Genomic DNA, 17,849 nt, shown 5'->3' with positions numbered 1-17,849 from the left:
GTAGGGGTGTGCGGGGTGTCAGTCGTCCGGGTCGAGGAACGACTCGTCGTCGGCGGACACGACGGTGCCGGCGCCGCCGTCGACCGCCGCGGTGATGTCGTCGAGGGCGCAGATCGCGGCGTGGCTGCCGGCGCGGGCGACGTAGCGCAGCAGGGCCTCGACCTTGGGTCCCATGGAGCCGGCGGCGAACTCGCCGGCGTCGGCGAGCGCGCGCAGGTCGCGCCGGCAGACCTGGCGCAGGGGCCGCTCGTGGTCCGTGCCCCAGCCGGCCACGACCTGGGGGACGTCGGTCGCGATCACGAGCACGTCCGCACCGACCTCGACGGCCAGGAGCGCCGCGGCCAGGTCCTTGTCGACGACGGCCTCGACCCCGTGCAGGGTGCCGTCGGCGGCGCGGACGACCGGGACGCCGCCACCGCCCGCCGCGACCACGACGTACCCGGCGTCGACCAGCGCGCGGACGGCGCCGGCGTCCACGATCTCGAGCGGCTCGGGCGACGCGACGACGCGGCGCCAGCCCCGCTCCCCGCGGTCCTCCCAGGTCTCGCCGTGCTCCGTCATCACCCGGGCCTCGTCGGCCGTGACGTAGCGGCCCACAGGCTTGGACGGGGTCGCGAAGCCGGGGTCGTCGGCGTCGACCAGGGTCCGCGTCACCACCGTCGCCGTACGCCGCTCGACCCCGGCGGCGGCCAGCGCGGCGTCGAGGGCGTCGAGCAGGACGAAGCCGAGGGTGCCCTGGGTCTGGGCGACGCACCAGTCGAGCGGCACCGGGGGGACGACGTGGGCGGCGAGCTGGTTCTTGACGAGGAGGTTCCCCACCTGCGGGCCGTTGCCGTGGGTGAGGACGACCTCCCACCCCTCGGCCAGCAGGGTCGCGACGGCACGCGTCGCGGTCTCGGCCGCGGCGATCTGGTCCTCGGGCCGGGCACTGCCGTCGGGGCCCGTCATGGCGTTGCCGCCGAGAGCCACCACCACCCGCATGCGCCGACCGTAGTGATCCGGGCCACGCCCCGACATCGTGGCCGGAGACGACCCGGCGCCCGGTCCGTCGTCAGGTTCTGCCAAACGGCCCGGCCCGGTTCACCCGGACGCCGGACCGGACTCGGCCTCGCCCGTCGACCGCACCCGGTGGAGCAGGTGCGGCAGCGCCCCACCCGGCGGGAGCAGCACGCCGGCCCCGCGCAGGCCGTCCTGCGTGCCCACCCCCACGTCGACGGCGCCTCCGGGGGTCACCGGGAGGACCCGCGTCGGGCCGTCGTGGACGTCCACGTGGGGGATCACGCCGGGCGGGGTGGAGGGCTCGGTCGTGCCCGCAGGCCTCCCCCGGTCGGGCCCTGTCACACCCGGGCCGGCGCTGCCAGGATGCCCGGATGACCGCCATCGCCGACCGCCCTGTCCGCCGCGTCGTCACCGGCATGTCCTTCACGGAGTGTCCGCGCTGGCGGCCCTCCGAGGACGACGGCGCGGGGCGGCTCTGGTTCGCCGACTTCTACACGCAGGCCTACTACTCGGTGCGCGGCGACGGCTCCGACCTGCGCACCGAGCTGGAGGTCCCCGGTCAGCCCTCGGGCCTGGGGTGGCTGCCCGACGGGCGGATGGTCTTCGTGTCGATGCGCGACGCGGCTCTCATGCGGCGCGAGCACGACGGCAGCGTCGTGGTCCACGCCGACGTCTCGGACCACGTCGGCGGTCACCCCAACGACATGGTCGTCGACGCCGAGGGACGCTGCTACCTCGGCGACTTCGGCTTCGACCTCATGGGGGGCGCCGACCTGGCGCGGACCGGCCTGCTGCGGGTCGACCCGGACGGCGCCGTGACCCGGGTGGCCGAGGGGCTGTGGTTCCCGAACGGCAGCGCGATCACGCCCGACGGGGGCACGCTGCTCGTCGACGAGACCTTCGGCAACCGGGTGAGCGCCTTCGACGTCGCGCCCGACGGCGCCCTGGGCCCGCGCCGCGACTGGGCGCGGTTCGGCGAGCCGCCGACCGCCTCCGCCGTCGGGGAGGCCATCGGCCAGCTCGCCGTCGCGCCGGACGGCTGCGGTCTCGACGCCAAGGGGTGCCTGTGGGTCGCCGACGCCGTCGGCGGCCGGGCCGTCCGGGTCCGCGAGGGCGGGGAGGTCGTGGACACGGTGTCGCCCGGGACCGGGGTCTACGCCTGCACGCTCGGCGGCGCCGACGGCCGCACGCTGTACCTGTGCTGCGCCCCGGACTTCGACGAGCACGCCCGCAGCGCCGCCCGCGAGGGCGAGATCCGCGCGGTCGACGTGGACGTGCCCCACGCCGGGCGGCCCTGAGGACCGAGGGCTCAGGCGCGCCCGAGCAGCGCCGCGAGCACCCGCGTGCCGACCGGCAGCCCGTGGGCGTCGTAGTGGGCGAACATCGCGCGCAACCACGCCGCCTCCCGCGGGTCGAGCGCGGACAGGTCCACCTCGCCCCGGCGCGCCGTCACCCCCGCCTCGGCGGCCAGCTCGGCGACCGACGCGACCCGCGAGGCCAGCTCGTAGGTCGCCCCCTCGTGGCCGGCCCCCGTCAGCACCACCGCCGCCGCCTCGCCCACGTCGGCCAGGTCGGCGAAGCCGAACCGCGCGCGCACGTCGTACGGCACCACGAGGTCGGCGGACAGGTCGAGGTTGTCCCGGTAGGCCCCCGGCTGCAGCACCGTCCACGCCAGCCCCGACCGACGCACCAGGTCCTCGGCGGCCGCCTTGCCGAGGTGGTGCGGCATCGACGGCGCGTACGGCGACGCCACCGAGTGGTAGGCCACCCGGCCGACGCCGGCGGCCCGCAGCCCGTCGAGCACCGCGGCCACGTGGGCCGGCTCGTCGGGGTGCAGGTTGGGGGCCACGACGTACGCGGCGTCGCAGCCGCGCGCCAGCCGGGCGAGGGACCCGGCCGGGTCCCCGGCCACCTCCCGGCCGAGCGCGACGACCCCGACGCCGCGCCGCCCGAGCGCCGACGCCACCGCGCGGCCGGTCTTGCCGCGGCCCGCGAGCACCACGACCCGGGTGGCACTCACCCCACGTCGACCCGCCGGTCGACCGCGGCGTGCGTCGCCCCGCCGGACAGGCGGGCGTAGCCCGGGCCGCGGTCGAAGAACGCCTCGCCGGGGCCGGGCCGGGAGGCCCGCTCGGCGGCGGTCGCCGCGGCGTCGTGGCCCAGGTCGCCGGCCTCGAGGGAGCCGGTCAGCACCACGCCGTACGACGCCAGCGCGGCCTGCGGGGACACCTTGCGCCACACCACGTCCCGCACGACCGCCTCGGGGTCGCGCTGCAGCGGGTCGCCCCACCCGCCGCCGCCGGTGGTGCGGATCCGGATCACCTCGCCGGCCCGCACGGGCTCGGCGTCGGCCAGCGCGTCGACCTCGCGCTCCGCGGGCCCGCCCGGGTCGACGACGACGGAGAACGGCGCGCCCGCCAGGCCGCCCTTCACGCCCCAGCAGGCCAGGATCGAGCGGTCGGCGATCGACATGAAGTGGCCGTCCTTGAGCATCCGGACGTGCTTCTCGTAGCCGAGGCCGCCGCGGTGCTGGCCGGCGCCGCCGGAGTCCATCGCGAGCCGGAGCGCCTCGACGCGGAACGGGAAGCGGGCCTCGGTGAACTCGGTCGGCAGGTTGCGGGAGTCGGGGACGACGTGGATGGTGTCCTCGCCGTCGGCGTAGTAGCGCCCGCCCGAGCCGCCGCCGAGCACCTCGCGCATCAGGTAGGGCCGGCCGTCGTGGTCCTCGCCGTACACCCCGGTGTAGCGGATCGTCTCCTGGTCGGCGGGCATCCGGCCGTCGACCGCCTTGGCGACCACCCCGGCCAGCACGCCCAGCAGCCGCAGGATGACGAAGGTCCGCGCGTTGGTCGGGGCCGGGAAGACCGGCGTCAGCAGCGTGCCGGGCTCGGGGAAGCGGAGCTCGAGCAGCGGCACGACGCCCTCGTTGACGTCGAGCTCGGCCATGCGCTCGGGGGTGTCCGCGAGGTTGCGCAGGATCGGCGCCAGCCACTTGGCGAGGAAGACGCCGTCGCTGTAGTCGCCGCAGTGGTTGATCGGCCCCTTCGCCTGCGGGGAGGTGCCGTCGAAGTCCAGCACCAGCCGCTCGCCGTCCGGGTCGTCCTCGGGCGTGCGCGTCAGGGTGATCCGCTGGGTGTGCAGCTGCGGCTCGTCGACGCCGTCGTGCTCGGCGTAGTCCTCCCACGTCCAGGTCCCGACGGGGATCTTGGACAGGATCTCGCGGCGGTAGGTGCGCGTGGAGCCGTCGATGATCGCGTCGAAGCACGCCTCGACGGCGGCGACGCCGTAGCGGTCGAACAGCTCGCCCAGCCGCCGCGCGCCCATCAGGCAGGCCGAGCACTCGGCGTCGAGGTCGGCGGCCAGCGACTCCGGCATCCGGGAGTTGCGGGTCATGATCGTGAGCGCCGCCCGGTTGGGCACGCCGGCGTCCCACAGCCGGATCGGGGGGACCATGAGCCCCTCGGAGAACACGCTCGTGGCCCCGGACGGCATCGAGCCGGGCACGGCGCCGCCGATGTCGTCGTGGTGGCCGAAGGCCTGCACGAACGCGACGACCGCGCCCTCGCTGAAGACCGGGACGGTGACGCAGAGGTCGGGCAGGTGACCGATGCCGCCCTCGGAGCGGTAGACGTCGTTGTGGAAGAAGACGTCGCCCTCGCGCATCCCGGCGATCGGGAAGTCCCGGGCCACGGGGTGCACGAGCGCGGAGTACGAGCGGCCCGTGAGCTTGCGGAGCAGGCGGTCGTGGATGCCGGCGCGGAAGTCGTGGGCGTCGCGGATCATCGGGCTGCGCGACGTGCGCGCGATCGCGGTCTCGACCTCCCGCTCGACGGCGGCCAGGCTCCCGGCCACGATCTCGGTCAGCACCGGGTCCGCGCCGGCACCGCGGTCGTCGGTGAGGAACCCGAACGGGAACTCGGTGGGGGCCCGGCGGCTGGAGCTGGTCATGCGTCCCTCCCGACACGCTCGACGACGAGGTTGCGGTGGGCGTCCACCCGGGCGGAGAACCCGGGGTGCAGGGGCACGGTCGAGCCGAACTCCTCGATGACCGCGGGGCCGACCACCGTGGTGCCCGGGGTGAGGTCGGTGCGCCGCAGCACCGGGGTGTCGACGTGGCCGGCGGCCGGGTCGAAGCACACCTCGCGGCGACCGGTGGGCGTCGGGTCCTGCGGCGCCGGCTCGTACGAGGGAATCTCGGGGCGCCGGATCGGCCCGATGCCGGAGACCCGCAGGTTGACCCACTCGACCTGCTGGTCGGCGTCGTGGGCGAAGTCGTAGCCGTACAGGCCGCGGTGCGCGGCGTGGAAGGCGTCGGCGACCGCGTCGAGCGCGGCCGGGTCGAGGTCCTCGGGCGGCGGGACGCCCACCCGCACCTCGAAGGCCTGGCCGAGGTAGCGCAGGTCGGCGGTGCAGTGGTGGACCCGCGCCTCCGGGGCGAACCCCTCCCTCGCGAGCGCCTCGTCGGCGCGGGCCACGAGCCCGGCGTACGCGTCGCGGAGCGTCGCGGGGTCGAGGTCGTCGGCGAGCGCGACGTGGGTCTGCACGACGTCGTTGCGGACGTCGACCGTCAGCAGCCCGAACGCGGAGACGTTGCCGGGGTCGGGCGGCACCAGCACCCGGCGCAGCCCGAGCACGTCGACCAGACGGCACAGCAGCAGCGAGCCCGAGCCGCCGAAGGTCACGAGGGTGAAGTCGCGGACGTCGAGGCCGCGCTTGACGGTGACCTCGCGCAGCGCGTTGGCCTGGTTCCAGGCGGAGATCTCCAGCACGCCCGCGGCGGCCGCCTCGGGGCTCAGACCGAGCTCGCCGGCCAGCTTCTCGACCCCCGCGCGGGCCGCCGCGACGTCGAGCGGGATCTCGCCGCCGAGCAGGTGGGGCGGGATCCGGCCCAGCACGACGTGGGCGTCGGTGATGGTGACGTCGGTGCCGCCCGTGGCGTAGCAGAGCGGGCCGGGGTCGGCGCCGGCCGAGTGGGGCCCGACCTTGAGGGTGCCCTCCGGGCCCAGCCAGGCCACCGACCCGCCGCCGGCGCCGACGGTGACGACGTCGATCATCGGGATCTTGCTCGGGAAGGCCCCCACGGAGCCCTCGGTGGTCAGCGTGGGCTCGCCGTCCACGACGACCGAGACGTCGGTCGACGTGCCGCCGCCGTCACAGGTGAGCACCTTGTCGAAGCCCGCGGTGCGGGCGATCAGTGCCGCGCCGAGCGCGCCCGCCGCGGGGCCCGACAGCACCGTCGTGATCGGCTGGTGGACGACCTCCTCGGCGCTCAGCACGCCGCCGTTGGACTTCATCACGTAGAAGGGCACCGCCCCGACGTCCTCGCGGCCGGCCAGGGCGGCGAGGCGCTCGGAGATGGTGCGCACGTAGCGGCCGAGCCGCGGCTTCACGGCCGCGTCGACGAGCGTGGTCATGGCGCGCTCGTACTCGCGGTACTCGCGCAGCACCTCGCTGCTGACCGAGACCACCGCGTCGGGGTGCTCCTCGGCGAGGACGGCGCGCATCCGCTCCTCGTGGGCGTCGTTCGCGTAGGAGTGCAGGAAGCAGACCCCGAGGGTGTCGACGCCGTGGTCGCGGAACCAGCGGGCGGCGCGCCGCGCGCCGGCCTCGTCGAAGGGCCGGACCTCGGCGCCCGTGTGGTCCAGGCGGCCCCCGACCTCCTGCACCAGGTCGCGCGGGACGATCCGCGGCGGCTTCACCCAGAAGTAGGAGTTGCCGTAGCCGTCGGGCACGGACTGGCGCGCGATCTCCAGCATCGCGCCGTAGCCCTCGGTGGTGAGGAACCCCAGCCGGTCGACCTTGCCCTCCAGGAGCTGGTTGGTCGCCACGGTGGTGCCGTGGCTGACCGCGGCGAGCGGGCCGCCGTCGCCGGGCGGGAGCCCCAGGAGGTCGAGCACCTTCGCGATCCCGGCCATGAAGCCGTCCGCGGGGTTCGCCGGGGTCGACGGCGTCTTCGTCGTCACCACCTCGCCGCTGGCCTCGTCGAGCGCGACGACGTCGGTGAACGTGCCCCCGGTGTCGATGCCGACCCGGACGCGGCGCGGTCCCCGTGACTCCTCAGGCATGGCGACGATTCAACCGGCCCCGCCGGACGGCGACCATGGCAGAGGTTGCCGACCGGCCCTGCTCCGCGCCGCAACCTCTGACAGGCCGCGACGCCCGGCAGCGGCGTGGCCCCGCCGGTACGCTCGGGCCATGAGTGGCTACCTGACCGACCAGCGCGACCGGCCCGTCAGCGCCTTCGTCGCCGTCCTCGTCGCGATCCTGACCGGCGGCTACATGCTGCCGTGGGCCGTCGCCGCCCTGCGCGGCAAGTCGAACCACTGGACGATCTTCTGGGTCAACCTGCTCGGCGGCTGGACCGTGGTGCTGTGGATCGTCGCGCTGGTGATGTCGTTCGGCTCCCACAAGCCGGTCGGCCGCTACTGACCGCTCGCCGACGCCGGTGCCTGCCTCGTCGGTCGACCTCGGTCTGGACGACGCGCTCGACGACCGGGTCCGCGCCCAGTGGCGGCTGCTGGCCGACGCCGGCCTGCCGAGCCTGGCCGAGCACCCGCTGCACACCAACGCCCCGCACGTCACCCTCGCGCAGCGACGCCACCTGCCCCCGCCCGACGCCGTACGACGGGCCGCGGCGCGGCTGCCCGTCCCGCTGACGCTCACCGGGCTGCTGGTCCTGCCGACCCGGCGCGGCCTCGTGCTCGCCCGGGCGGTGACGCCGGGCGAGGCCCTGCTCGGGCTGCACGCCGAGGTGGGCGCGCTGCTCGACGCGGCCGCCGGGCACCCGCCCTGGCCGCCGGCCGCCCACACCGCGCCCGGCGCGTGGACGCCCCACGTCACCCTGGCCGCCGGCCTCGACGCCGACCAGGTCGCGGCGGCCCTGGACCTGCTGCCCCTCGGGGCGCTGACCGGTCACGGCGTGGTGCTGCGCCACTGGGTGCCCCGCACCCGGGAGCTCTCGGTCGTCCGGTCGGGACCGGCGGCGGGCTGACGGCGGGCTGACGGGCCTGTGACGGCGGTCGGCGTCACCCCGAACCACCCGGCGCCACCCGGTGCCACCCGGTGCCACCCGGTGCCACCCGGTGTCTATCCGGCGACGAGGACCTCCAGCGCGGCCGCGCACTCCAGCAGGAACCGGTCCCGGCCGTGGGCCGCGACGAGCTGGAGCCCGACGGGCAGGCCGTCGGCGGTGCGACCGAAGGGCACCGAGACCGCGGGGCAGCCGGTGACGGTGACGAGGTAGGCCGCCCGCATCCAGTCGAGGTAGGTCTCCGTCGGCACGCCGTCGATGGCGCCGGGGTACTCCACCTCGGCCGGGAACGGCGGCACCTGGGAGGCCGGCAGCACCAGCAGGTCGTGGGTGGTGAAGAACTCCCGCACCCGGTGCGCGAGCGTGGTCCGGCCGGCGTACGCGCGGGCGACGTCGGCGCCGGTGAGGTCGGCGCCGGCGCGGATGTTGTCGGCGAGCGAGGTCTTGAAGGCGTCCGGGTGGGCGGCGAGGCGCTCGGCGAACGTCGCCTGGAAGTGCCAGGCACGCAGCGTGCGGAAGACGTCCTCGCCCTCGCGCAGGTCGGGGACCTCGTCGTCGACCCGGGCGCCCGCCGACGCCAGGGTGCCGGCCGACGCGGCCACGACCGCGGCCACCTCCCGGTCGCAGGCGAAGGCGCCGCCGAGGTCGGTGGTGACGGCGACCCGCAGTCCGGCCAGGGATCCGCGCAGGGGCGGCGCGAACGCCGACCCGGGGTCGCCGAGGGCCTGCGGCGCGCGGGGGTCGGGCCCGGCCATGACCGACAGCAGCAGCGCGACGTCGTCGACGGTGCGGGCCAGCGGTCCGCCCACCGAGGTCGTCTCCCAGTGGTTGGGCTGCGGCCACGTCGGCACCCGACCCAGCGAGGGCCGCAGGCCGACGACGCCGCAGAACGACGCGGGGTTGCGCAGGGAGCCACCCATGTCGGAGCCGTCGGCGAGCGGCACCATCCCGGCCGCGAGCGCGCAGGCCGCTCCCCCGCTGGACCCGCCGGCGGACCGGGTCGGGTCGTGGGGGTTGAGCGTGGTGCCGAAGACCCGGTTGAAGGTGTGGGACCCCGCGGCGAACTCGGGCACGTTGGTCCGTCCGAGCACCACGACCCCGGCCCGGCGGACCCGCTCGACGATGAGCTCGTCGGTCGCGGGGACGTGGTCGGCGTAGAGCACCGAGCCGTAGGTCGTGCGCCAGCCGGCGACCTCGTGGGTGTCCTTGAACGCGAACGGCAGACCGTGCAGCGGGCCGACCTCCGCGCCCGAGGCGAGGGCCTCGTCGGCCGCGGCGGCGCCCTCGCGCGCGCGCTCGGGGTCGAGGGAGACGATCGCGGTGAGCTCGCCGTTGCGCGCGTCGATGCGGTCGAGGTGCAGCTCGAGCAGCTCGCGGGCGCTGATCTCCCCCGCCCGGACGGCGCCCGCCTGGTCGCGGGCGGTCGAGTCCGGCGTGATGGTCACGACCGACGTCCGAGGGCGCCGCCGAGCACGACGCCCAGGGCGACCAGGCCGGCGCCGACGGCGACGCCCGCGAGGAACCCGGTGCCGGACGCCGGGCCCGCGACGGCGGCCGTGGGTGCGACGAACACCCCGGGCGCGGTCTCGACGACGGGAGCGACGTCGGTGGCGGGGTCCGCGGCGGCCGCGGAGGCCGGCGGCGTCTCGATCGCCTTCGCGACGTTGCCGAAGAACTCGCCGGCCATGCGCCTCGAGACGCTCGACAGCATGCGCTGCCCGACGCCGCCGACCATGCCGCCGACGGTGGCGTCGGCGTCGTAGGAGACGCGGGTGCGCCCGCCCAGGTCGGTGAAGCGCACGGCGACGGTGGCGTCCACCGTGCCCGGGGCGCCGGAGCCCGAGAGCCGCATCGTGAGCGTCTCGTGGGGCGTCAGGTCGCTCAGCGCGCACGAGCCGTCGTAGGTGCCCTTGATCGCGGCCACGCCCGCGGTGACGGTCATGTCGTAGGCGTGCTCGCCGGTCGCCTCCAGCCGCGAGCAGCCGGGGATCGCGGCCACGAGGACCCGCGGGTCGAGCAGGGCGTCCCACACCACCTGCGGCGGGTGGGCGACGTCGTCGGCGCCGGAGATCTTCATGGGGCTCCTCGTCTCACGGGGACTGCTGGGCCTGGCGGAGGGCGAACAGCTCCGACGGCGAGATGGGCATGGCGGTGATCTCGAAGCCCTCGGCGTCGGAGATCGCGGCGGCGAACACCGCGGCCGACGGGATCACGCCCGCCTCGCCGGCGCCCTTGATGCCGAGCGGGTTGAGCGGCGACGGGGTCTCGAGGTGGTCGATGTCGATGCCGTCGGGGACCTCGCTGACGTAGGGCATCAGGAAGTCCATGAAGGAGGCGTTCAGCAGCTGGCCGGTGTCGTCGTAGGCCATCCGCTCGTAGAGCGCGCCGCCCACCCCCTGCGCGACGCCGCCGTGGATCTGGCCCTCCACGATGAGCGGGTTGATCAGCGTGCCGCAGTCGTGGACGACGGCGTACTGCAGGATCTCGACCTCGGCGGTCTCCGGGTCCGTCTCGACGACGACCGCGTGCATCCCGGAGGCGAAGGTGGCCCGCTCGGGCGAGTAGAAGTCGCGACCCTCCAGGCCCGGCTCGTCGTCCTCGGCGACCGGTGGCCTGCCCGGGTCGCCGACGCTGAACTGGGTGGCCCGCTTCGAGGCCTCGTCGAAGGCGTAGCGCAGCGGGTTCGACAGCACCGAGACCGTGCCGAGGTCGAGCGCGGTCTCCGGGGAGCCCTTGACGGAGACGACGCCGTCGACGATCTGCAGGTCGTCCTCGTCGGCCTCGAGCGCGTCGGCGGCGATCCGCAACGCCTTCTCCTTGGCCCGCCGGGCCGCCAGGTGGACCGCGGAGCCGCTCATCACGGCGGCGCGCGAGGCGAAGGTGCCCACGGCGTACGGCATCCGGCGGGTGTCGCCGGTGACCACCTCGACGTCGGAGAACCGGCAGCCCAGCTCGTCGGCGACGAGCTGCGCGAAGACGGTCTCGTGGCCCTGCCCCTGGCTGGTCAGGCCGGTCGCGACCTTGACCTTGCCGGTGGTCTCGACGTGCACGTGGGCGCCCTCGTAGGGGCCCACGCCGGTGCCCTCGACGTAGCAGGCCAGGCCGATGCCCAGGCGGCGACCCTCCGCGGCCGCCGCGGCCCTGCGGGCCCCGAAGCCGTCCCAGTCGACGAGCGCCAGGATCTTGTCCAGCATCGCCGGGTAGTCGCCGGAGTCGTAGGTCAGCGGACGGCCGTCCTGGAAGACCAGGTGGTGCTCGTAGGGGAACTCGTCGGGCTGGATCAGGTTGACCCGCCGCACCTCGGCGCGGTCCTTGCCGAGGTGCGCCGCGATCGCGTCCATCGTGCGCTCCATCGCGTAGCAGCCCTGGGGCCGCCCGGCGCCGCGGTAGGGCGTGACGATCACGGTGTTGGTGTAGAGCGAGGAGAAGACGACCCGGTAGGCGCCCGGCTTGTAGGGGCCCAGGAGCTGGGTGGAGGTGATGATCGGGACGATCAGCCCGTACGGCGTGTACGCGCCGTGGTCGTGCCAGAACTCGACGTCGAGCCCGAGCAGCCGCCCGTCGTCGTCGAAGCCGACCTCGACGTGCTGGACCTGGCCGCGCTCGTGGGCCGAGGAGATGAAGTGCTCGCGGCGGTCCTCGACGAACTTCACCGGCCGCCCCAGCACGCGGGCGGCGTACGGGACCAGGAGCTCCTCGGGCCACGGGTGGTTGATCTTCAGGCCGAAACCGCCGCCGACGTCGGGGGTGATGACGTCGACCTGTCCGAGGTCGAGGCCGAGCTTGACCGCGACGGCGGCGCGGACGCCCGTCGAGGACTGCGTCGAGGTCCACACCTGCAGCCGGTCGAGCGCCGGCTCCCAGCGGGCGACGGTCGCCCGGCCCTCGAGGGGCATGCACGCGCTGCGCTCGATGTCGAGGTCCAGCGAGAGCCGGTGCGGCGCGGCCGCGACGGCGGCGGGGGCGTCGCCGACCTGCTGCTCGAGGCGGGCGCCGAGGTTGCCCGGCACGTCGTCGTGCACCAGGCGCTCGGCGGCGCGTGCGGCCTCGATGCCGACCACGGCCGGCAGCACGTCGTAGGTGACCCGGACCCGGCCGACGGCGTCCTCGGCGACGTAGCGGTCGGTGGCCACGACGAACGCGACCGCCTCGCCGACGTAGTTCACCTCGTCCCTGGCCAGCGCGTACTGGGTGCGGCCGTGGGTGAGGGCCGGGTGCGGGATGAGCAGCGGCAGCGGCTCGGCCATGGGGCCGCTGAGGTCCTCGTGGGTGAACACGGCGTGCACGCCCTCGACGTCGAGGACCGCGTCGACGTCGATGTCGACGATCCGCGCGTGCGCGTGGGGCGAGCGGACGACGGCGGCGTGGAGCAGCCCGGGCCCGACGTCGAGGTCGTCGGTGTAGGCCCCCTGGCCCCGCAGGAGGCGCTGGTCCTCGACGCGCTGGACGCCGGTGCCCATGAGCCTGGTGGTCACGCGCGGTCCCCGTCCGCGGTCTCGCGGCGGAGCACGGCCGCGCGCTCGACGGCCCGCACGATGTTCTGGTAGCCGGTGCAGCGGCACAGGTTGCCGCCGATCATCTCCCGGGCCTCCTCGTGGGTGGGGTCGGGGTTCTCCTCGAGCCCGGCGTGGACGGTGGTCAGGAAGCCCGGGGTGCAGAAGCCGCACTGCAGCCCGTGGCACTCGCGGAACGCCTGCTGCACCGGGCCCAGCGACCCGTCCGGGCGGGTGAGCCCCTCGACGGTCGTGATCTCGGCCCCGACGCTCGCGACGGCGAGCATCAGGCACGCGCGGGCCGGGCGGCCGTCGACGAGGACGGTGCAGGCACCGCAGACGCCGTGCTCGCAGCCGACGTGGGTGCCGGTGAGCCCGAGGTCGTGGCGCAGGGCGTCGCTCAGCAGCCGGCGCGCGGGCACCCGCAGGTCGTGGACGACCCCGTTCACGCGCAGGCGGACGTCGTGGAGGTACTCCCCGGTCTGCGAGTCGGTCTGCGGGCCGGTCTGCGGGTCGGTCGGGACTCTCATGCGGCTCCCTGGCGGGTCTGTCGGTGGGCCTCGGCCTCGCGCAGGACCCGGGCGGTCAGCACACGGACGAGCTGGGCCCGGTACGCCGCGGAGGCGTGCACGTCGCCGCCGGGCTCCAGGTGGGCGAGCGCCGCCTCCCCCGCGTCGGCGGGGTCGACGCCGGTGACGTCGACGACGGTGGGGACGTCGCCGACCGACAGGTACCCGACCCGGGCGCGGCCCCCCGCCTCGACCAGCGCCGCGACCCCGACCACGGCGTAGTCGCCGCGGCGTCGGGCGATCTCCGCGAACCCCACCCCGGCACCGGGCGCGAGGGCGGGGAACCAGGCCGAGGTGGCGATCTCGTCGGGGGCCAGCGAGGACTCGAGGGGGCCCACGACGAGATCGGCGGCGGCGATGGTGCGCCCGCCGTGCGGGCCGACCACGTCGACCGAGCCCTCGAGCACGGCGAGCACCACGGGCATCTCCGCGGCGGCGTCGGCGTGGACGATCGAGCCCACGGTCGTGCCGCGGTTGCGGATCGTGGGGTGGGCGACGTGCGCCAGCGCCGCGCCGAGGAGCGGCTGGACCCGGCGTGCGTCGGGGTCGGCGAGGAGGTCGGCGTGCCGGACCATCGCGCCCACCCGGACCCCGCCGTCGTCGACGACGAGCGTGGCGAGGCCCGCGACCGCCGAGACGTCGACGATCGTCGCCGGACCGGCGAGCCGCATCGACAGCAGCGGCACCAGGCTCTGGCCGCCCGCCATCACCTTGGCGTCGGGCTCGGAGGCGAGCAGGGCGACGGCCTCGTCGAGGGTCCGGGGCCGGTGGTAGACGAAGGGCGCGGGCTTCACGGGGCGCGGGTCACCTCGCCGGACGTGCTCGACCTCCCGGTGCGGGCCAGGTGGAAGTAGACGACGACCAGCAGCGTGCCGAACGCGATGCCGGAGAGCTGGAACTGGTCGGTGATCACGAGGGTCACGTTGCCGACCCCGACGATGATGCCGGCGGCGAGGCCGACGAGGTTGACGGGGTCGCCGAAGTCGACCCGGTTCTCGACCCAGATCTTGGCGCCCACCAGGCCGATCATCCCGTACAGCACGACCGTGATGCCGCCGAGCACGCCGCCGGGGGTGGCGTTGACGATCGCGCCGAACTTCGGGCAGAGCCCGAGCAGGATCGCGACCGCGGCGGCGACGTAGTAGGCCGCGGTCGAGTAGACCCGGGTGGCGCTCATGACGCCGATGTTCTCGGCGTACGTCGTGGTCGGGGAGCCGCCGAACGCGCTGGCCAGCGCGGTGGCGAGGCCGTCGGCGCCGATGGCGCGGCCCATGTAGGGGTCCAGGTCCTCGCCGGTCATGTCGGCGACGGCCTTGACGTGGCCGAGGTTCTCGGCGATCAGGGCCACTACGCCGGGCAGGACCAGCAGCACGAAGGTGAGCTCGATGCTCGGGGCGTGGACGACGGGGACGCCGTCCGCGAGCGTGCCGCTGGGCAGGCCGATCCAGTCCGCCCGGCCGACCGCCGACAGGTCGACGCGGTCGTGCTCGACCGGGTCGGGGCCGGTCGGGAGCACCGAGGTGATCGGGCCGAGGACCCCGTCGAGGGCCCACGACAGCAGGTAGCCGAAGACCAGTGACAGGAAGACCGCGATCCGCGACCAGAAGCCCGGCAGCAGCACGGCGCCGGCCACCAGGAAGGTGGCGGTCAGCAGCGCGACCCACTGGTCCTGGGGCCAGTAGGTCTGCGCCACCACGGGCGCGAGGTTGAAGCCGATCAGCATCACCACGGCGCCGGTGACGGCCGGCGGGAGCACCCGCGAGATCAGGCCGGTGCCGGCGACGTGGACCAGCACGCCGACGACGACGAGCACGAGACCCGCGACCATGATCGCGCCGGTGACGTCGGCCGAGTCGCCGCCCTGCAGCCGGATGGCCGCGACCCCGCCGACGAAGGCGGCCGAGGTGCCGAGGTAGCTGGGCACGCGGTTGGCGCAGATCAGCAGGAACAGCACCGTGCAGATGCCGCTGAACATGATCGCGAGGTTGGCGTCGAGGCCCATGACGAGCGGGAAGACGAACGTGGCCCCGAACATGGCGACGACGTGCTGGGCGCCCAGGCCGATCGTCTTGCCCCACGGCAGTCGCTGGCGCGGCCCGACGGCCTCGCCCGGGGCGGGGTCCACCACGTCCCACGTGAACATCGACATCCGGCCACGCCCTTCGCTCGTCCTCGGAGCCCGAGATCCACGCCAACGTAGTGAGCCGGATCTCACCCCTACGACGGCAGGGTCTGCCGAACGGTCGCACCCGTGGTTGGCACCACTTGCGGGGCCTGCCCGCGCCGGTGCCGGCTCCCCCGCCTCAGACGACGACGTCGAGCACGCGCAGGGCGACGGCGACGTCGAGACGCAGATGCGGGTCGCTGGCCACCGGGCCGAGGAGCCGCTCGAGCTTGGAGACGCGGTAGCGCATCGTGTTGTAGTGGAAGAACTGCGTGCGCGCCGCCTCGGCCACGTTGAAGTTGGTGTCGATCAGCACCTGCAGCGTCTCGCGCAGGTCGGCGGCCTCCTCGGTGCGCGCGGCGAGCGGGCCCAGCACGTCCGCCACGAACGACGCCAGCTCCCGCTGCTCCGGCACGAGGGCGATCAGTCGGTGCAGGCCGAGCCGGTCGAAGAACGCCAGCGCGCCGATCCCCTGCACCCGGCGCCCCACGTCGACCGCGCGGCGCGCCTGCAGGTAGGCCTCGGGCAGGTCGTCGACGGTCGCCGCGACCCGGCTCACGCCGACCGAGAAGGGGCGACGCCCGCCGCCGCGGTCCCCGCGCACGGCGGTGACCGCCCGTCGTACGAGCGCCTCGCCGGGCAGGAGGCCCGGGTCGGCCCCCGGGGCGGGGTCGGCCGGTCCGGCCGGGTCGCCCGGGTCGGCAGGGTCGGCAGGGTCGGACGGCTCCCCGACGGGCAGCAGCGTGACGACCTCGGAGGAGAAGTCGACGCTGGCGATGCCCTCGCCGAGCTCGGCGCCCACCTGACGCCAGGCGGCCGAGAACCGCTCCTGCCACTGCCGCCGCCGGGCGCTGGAGACGGGCGGGTCGTCCTCGGGCCGGTCGAGCTGGGCGGAGACCACGACGTGGGGGCGGCGCAGGTCCCAGCCGAAGCCCTCCGCGTGCTCCGCGACGTACGCCGGGTCGGAGGTGCGCCGCAGGAGCAGGTCGCGCAGGAAGTCGCCCTGGTACTTGTTCTCCACCGCGGTGACCGCGGCCTCGCGGGTGATCAGCAGGGCGGCGACGGCGGCGGCGCGCTCGAGGGACTGGACGTCGTCGTGGCCGAACGGCCGGGTGGTGCGCACGCACACCAGGCGCGCCAGGTCCGCCCCGCCGGCGCCGACCAGCATCAGTCGGGCCTCCCCGGCGGCGACCGGGGTGCCCGTCGCCCCGATCCGCTCGACCCGCACGCGTCCGGTGGGGTCGAGCAGCTGGTGGTCGGCGAGGACCTCCCGCACCCGGTCGCTCACCGCGGCGGCACGCTCGCGACCGTCGCTGGAGGTGACGATGACCGCGATGTCGAGCACGCGGCTGACCTCGGCCGCGATCCCGGCCAGGTCCCCGCCCTCGAGCACGATCTGAGTCAGCGCGATGTGCAGGGCGTCCACCCGCGCCAGCGCGTCGGGGGCGCCCGCGGTCCGGGCCGCGGTCCCGCCCGGCGCCGGGTCGGGCCGCCCGGGGTCGTCGTCAGCCACGGCGACGCTCCCCGGACGCGGCGAGGGACCGGTCGTCGTCAGCGACATGTGCCGTCACGGGGGCGACGCTTCGGCAGAACTCCACATCGGCACACGCTAGCGGGGCGGGTTAGCGTCGCCGGGATGCTCCCCGTCGCCGCCCCCGTCCGCGTCCGGGACCTGCTGCGGACCGCCCCCGACGGCCCGGTGCCGGTCCTGCACCGCAGCGCCGTCGCCACCTACGTCGAGGTGTCGGGCCGGTGCGTGGGCCTGCTGGCGCGCGACGCGGTGGCCGTGCCGTGCGCGCTGCGCAGCGACCTGCCCCGCGTGGACCACCTCCCGCCGACCGCCGAGGTCCGCGCGGGCGTCCTGCACCTGGGCGGTGCCGCCCTGAGGGTGGGGCGGCTCGTCGACGTGGGCGTGCCGACGGTGACGACGCGCGTCACCGGCCCCGGCCCCCTGCCCGCCCTGCGCGTCGGCCGCGGCGACGGCCTCACGCCGTACGACGACGACGTGCTGGCGGGCTGGCTCGTCACGCACCGCGCCGCCGGCGTCGCCACCGACGACGTGGACCTGATGGTGCGCGCGCTCTCCGGGCGCACCACGCTGCTCTCGGCCACCCTGCTCGACTGCGCGATGCACGGCGAGGCGGTGCCCCGGCTGGCGACCTGGCTCGCCGCGGCCGGCACGCCCTCGGAGGGCGCGGCGACCCGCGACCTGCTGGCCGTCGGCCACACCTCCGGGCACGGCCTGCTCACCGGCGCCGCGGCGGCGCTGTCCCACCTCAGTCCCCAGCGGATCGGAGCGGCGGCATGACCGCGCACCCCCCACGCACCCACGTCGAGCTCCGCCGCGGGGCCTACGCCGACTCGGTGGCGCTCCTCCAGGTCAGCCGAGCCGTGCAGGCCCTGCCCGGGGTCGCCTCTGCGCAGGTGGCGATGGCCACCCCGCTCAACGTCGAGGTGCTCGCCGGCATGGGGTTCGCGGTGCCCGACGCCGCCGGGCCCCACGACATGGTCGTCGCGGTGCGTCTGGGCGACGACGGCGACCTCGACGCCGCCCGCGCCCGGGACGTCGCGGCTCTCGCCGACGCCGGCCTGCG

At 75.5% G+C, this 17,849-nt stretch carries 16 protein-coding genes and 1 pseudogene; 5 read left to right on the top strand and 12 right to left on the bottom strand.

The genetic code is table 11. From position 1 onward, the window contains the following. Positions 1 to 18: 18 nt before the first annotated feature. Positions 19 to 981 (bottom strand): carbamate kinase, encoded by a 963-nt coding sequence (locus tag ABD158_RS08965; RefSeq protein ID WP_344006273.1) that lies wholly within the window; start codon positions 979 to 981, stop codon positions 19 to 21. 99 nt (positions 982 to 1,080) lie between these two features. Further along, a complete protein-coding gene (locus tag ABD158_RS08960) occupies positions 1,081 to 1,281 on the bottom strand; it encodes a hypothetical protein (RefSeq protein WP_344006271.1) in 201 nt (66 codons plus the stop codon). An 89-nt stretch (positions 1,282 to 1,370) separates the two neighbouring features. Between ABD158_RS08960 and ABD158_RS08955 the strand changes: the two genes are divergently transcribed. After that, complete coding sequence (locus tag ABD158_RS08955) at positions 1,371 to 2,297, top strand: SMP-30/gluconolactonase/LRE family protein (RefSeq protein WP_344006270.1); 927 nt, start codon at positions 1,371 to 1,373, stop codon at positions 2,295 to 2,297. An 11-nt stretch (positions 2,298 to 2,308) separates the two neighbouring features. Here the strand turns inward: ABD158_RS08955 and ABD158_RS08950 are convergent, their stop codons facing one another. From ABD158_RS08950 to ABD158_RS08940, 3 genes are read right to left on the bottom strand one after another with little or no spacing between them, the layout of a single operon-like run. Then, positions 2,309 to 3,019, bottom strand: a complete 711-nt coding sequence (locus ABD158_RS08950; protein WP_344006268.1) for an SDR family oxidoreductase — start codon at positions 3,017 to 3,019, stop codon at positions 2,309 to 2,311. Then, on the bottom strand, positions 3,016 to 4,947 hold the full coding sequence (locus tag ABD158_RS08945) for a hydantoinase B/oxoprolinase family protein (RefSeq protein WP_344006266.1): 1,932 nt from the start codon (positions 4,945 to 4,947) through the stop codon (positions 3,016 to 3,018). The genes ABD158_RS08950 and ABD158_RS08945 overlap by 4 nt, the downstream gene beginning before the upstream one ends. Further along, positions 4,944 to 7,064: a hydantoinase/oxoprolinase family protein gene (locus ABD158_RS08940; protein WP_344006265.1), complete on the bottom strand. Its 2,121-nt coding sequence runs from the start codon at positions 7,062 to 7,064 to the stop codon at positions 4,944 to 4,946. Before ABD158_RS08940 ends, ABD158_RS08945 begins: the two co-directional genes overlap by 4 nt. Positions 7,065 to 7,194: 130 nt before the next feature. On the opposite strand from ABD158_RS08940, the gene ABD158_RS08935 reads away from it, so the two are divergent. Next, positions 7,195 to 7,428: a superinfection immunity protein gene (locus ABD158_RS08935; RefSeq protein WP_344006263.1), complete on the top strand. Its 234-nt coding sequence runs from the start codon at positions 7,195 to 7,197 to the stop codon at positions 7,426 to 7,428. Positions 7,429 to 7,444: 16 nt separating this feature from the next. Next, positions 7,445 to 7,990, top strand: a complete 546-nt coding sequence (locus ABD158_RS08930; protein WP_344006262.1) for a 2'-5' RNA ligase family protein — start codon at positions 7,445 to 7,447, stop codon at positions 7,988 to 7,990. 95 nt (positions 7,991 to 8,085) lie between these two features. On the opposite strand, the gene ABD158_RS08925 is transcribed toward ABD158_RS08930, so the two are convergent. The 7 genes from ABD158_RS08925 to ABD158_RS08895 form a co-directional block, all read right to left on the bottom strand. Beyond that, complete coding sequence (locus ABD158_RS08925) at positions 8,086 to 9,474, bottom strand: amidase (protein WP_344006260.1); 1,389 nt, start codon at positions 9,472 to 9,474, stop codon at positions 8,086 to 8,088. Beyond that, the gene (locus ABD158_RS08920) at positions 9,471 to 10,106 is read right to left on the bottom strand and encodes an SRPBCC family protein (RefSeq protein WP_344006258.1); all 636 of its coding nucleotides are present in this window, start codon (positions 10,104 to 10,106) and stop codon (positions 9,471 to 9,473) included. Before ABD158_RS08920 ends, ABD158_RS08925 begins: the two co-directional genes overlap by 4 nt. A gap of 13 nt (positions 10,107 to 10,119) precedes the next feature. After that, on the bottom strand, positions 10,120 to 12,504 hold the full coding sequence (gene cutA, locus ABD158_RS08915; RefSeq protein ID WP_344006256.1) for an aerobic carbon-monoxide dehydrogenase large subunit: 2,385 nt from the start codon (positions 12,502 to 12,504) through the stop codon (positions 10,120 to 10,122). Beyond that, positions 12,501 to 13,052 (bottom strand): (2Fe-2S)-binding protein, encoded by a 552-nt coding sequence (locus tag ABD158_RS08910; protein ID WP_344006254.1) that lies wholly within the window; start codon positions 13,050 to 13,052, stop codon positions 12,501 to 12,503. The genes cutA and ABD158_RS08910 overlap by 4 nt, the downstream gene beginning before the upstream one ends. After that, complete coding sequence (locus ABD158_RS08905; protein WP_344006252.1) at positions 13,049 to 13,885, bottom strand: FAD binding domain-containing protein; 837 nt, start codon at positions 13,883 to 13,885, stop codon at positions 13,049 to 13,051. Before ABD158_RS08905 ends, ABD158_RS08910 begins: the two co-directional genes overlap by 4 nt. Then, the gene (locus ABD158_RS08900; protein WP_344006250.1) at positions 13,882 to 15,240 is read right to left on the bottom strand and encodes a uracil-xanthine permease family protein; all 1,359 of its coding nucleotides are present in this window, start codon (positions 15,238 to 15,240) and stop codon (positions 13,882 to 13,884) included. Before ABD158_RS08900 ends, ABD158_RS08905 begins: the two co-directional genes overlap by 4 nt. 154 nt (positions 15,241 to 15,394) lie before the next feature. Next, a complete protein-coding gene (locus tag ABD158_RS08895) occupies positions 15,395 to 16,768 on the bottom strand; it encodes a PucR family transcriptional regulator (protein WP_344006248.1) in 1,374 nt (457 codons plus the stop codon). A gap of 123 nt (positions 16,769 to 16,891) precedes the next feature. Between ABD158_RS08895 and ABD158_RS08890 the strand changes: the two genes are divergently transcribed. Both ABD158_RS08890 and ABD158_RS08885 read left to right on the top strand, forming a co-directional pair. Then, positions 16,892 to 17,563: an oxamate carbamoyltransferase subunit AllH family protein gene (locus ABD158_RS08890; RefSeq protein ID WP_344006246.1), complete on the top strand. Its 672-nt coding sequence runs from the start codon at positions 16,892 to 16,894 to the stop codon at positions 17,561 to 17,563. After that, positions 17,560 to 17,849, top strand: a pseudogene (locus ABD158_RS08885) (FdrA family protein); the annotation flags it as partial. The gene ABD158_RS08890 and the pseudogene ABD158_RS08885, both read left to right, overlap by 4 nt.

This window comes from Nocardioides lentus (assembly GCF_039529515.1).
Lineage (GTDB): Bacteria > Actinomycetota > Actinomycetes > Propionibacteriales > Nocardioidaceae > Nocardioides > Nocardioides lentus.
The sequence above is the reverse complement of the archived record's forward strand: the minus strand, read 5'-3'. Positions and strand labels throughout refer to the sequence as shown.

Bases quoted from the DNA above. Each gene is read 5' to 3' on its own strand.
- ABD158_RS08965 (WP_344006273.1), bottom strand. From the start codon at position 981: ATGCGGGTGGTGGTGGCTCTCGGCGGCAACGCCATGACGGGCCCCGAC.
- ABD158_RS08955 (WP_344006270.1), top strand. From the start codon at position 1,371: ATGACCGCCATCGCCGACCGCCCTGTCCGCCGCGTCGTCACCGGCATG.
- ABD158_RS08945 (WP_344006266.1), bottom strand. From the start codon at position 4,947: ATGACCAGCTCCAGCCGCCGGGCCCCCACCGAGTTCCCGTTCGGGTTC.
- ABD158_RS08940 (WP_344006265.1), bottom strand. From the start codon at position 7,064: ATGCCTGAGGAGTCACGGGGACCGCGCCGCGTCCGGGTCGGCATCGAC.
- ABD158_RS08935 (WP_344006263.1), top strand. From the start codon at position 7,195: ATGAGTGGCTACCTGACCGACCAGCGCGACCGGCCCGTCAGCGCCTTC.
- ABD158_RS08920 (WP_344006258.1), bottom strand. From the start codon at position 10,106: ATGAAGATCTCCGGCGCCGACGACGTCGCCCACCCGCCGCAGGTGGTG.
- ABD158_RS08910 (WP_344006254.1), bottom strand. From the start codon at position 13,052: ATGAGAGTCCCGACCGACCCGCAGACCGGCCCGCAGACCGACTCGCAG.
- ABD158_RS08900 (WP_344006250.1), bottom strand. From the start codon at position 15,240: ATGTCGATGTTCACGTGGGACGTGGTGGACCCCGCCCCGGGCGAGGCC.
- ABD158_RS08890 (WP_344006246.1), top strand. From the start codon at position 16,892: ATGCTCCCCGTCGCCGCCCCCGTCCGCGTCCGGGACCTGCTGCGGACC.